Source organism: Methylobacterium sp. WL116, from assembly GCF_008039455.1.
Lineage (GTDB): Bacteria > Pseudomonadota > Alphaproteobacteria > Rhizobiales > Beijerinckiaceae > Methylobacterium.
Genome location: NZ_VRUV01001011.1, coordinates 1 through 758, shown reverse-complemented (window position 1 = coordinate 758; position 758 = coordinate 1). Strand labels below are relative to the sequence as shown.

Here is a 758-nt window from a genome sequence, read left to right as displayed (position 1 = left end):
CGCCCGCCCCGCCCGCGCGCGGGCGCTGTAACGGGTTCGGGCAACAGCGGAATCCCGCCCTCCGCAGTTGCAGAGATTTCGCGCGGCGCTGAGCACTGCATTGCTGCGGATGCCGGGTCGGTTGCACGGATAGCGCCGAAGCACGGCAGGCAAGATCCACACTTGTTCGTGTGTTGAGCACCGATAACCGCTCCGACATCCTTGCTTTCTCTGCCAAACATCATAATTCCTGCGGGTGGGGACCCATCAAGGAACAGGCAAGGAACGGACGTATGTCTGAAACTACACCGTCGGCACAGACCAGCAACGAGTATATCGAGCGGACCGTCGACGTCGTCGCGGCCTACGTGTCGAACAACTCCGTGCCGATCACGGAACTGCCGACGCTCATCGCCAGCATTCACGAGGCGCTGAACAACGTCGGCTCCGGAACGACCCCCGTCGCGGCCGAGACGGTCGAGAAGCCCAGCCCCGCGCAGATCCGCAAGTCGATCCGCCCCGACGGGCTGGTCAGCTTCATCGACGGCAAGTCCTACAAGACGCTGAAGCGCCACCTGACCAAGCACGGCCTCGACCCGCACAGCTACCGCGACCGCTACGGCCTGCCGGCTGACTACCCCACCACCTCGGCGAACTATTCGGCCCAGCGCTCGGCGCTCGCCAAGAGCCTCGGCCTCGGCCAGCCCGGCCGCTCGACCCCCGCCGAGGCCGAGGCTCTTGGCGAGCGCCGAGCGCTGGGCCGAATAGTTCGCCGAGGT

Annotated in this window: 1 protein-coding gene; it reads left to right on the top strand. The window is 66.0% G+C overall.

The genetic code is table 11. The annotated features are described in order from the left end of the window. Nucleotides 1-272 precede the first annotated feature (272 nt). Nucleotides 273-758 (top strand): MucR family transcriptional regulator (locus FV223_RS29115; protein ID WP_147730053.1); only part of this gene is annotated, 486 nt, incomplete at its 3' end.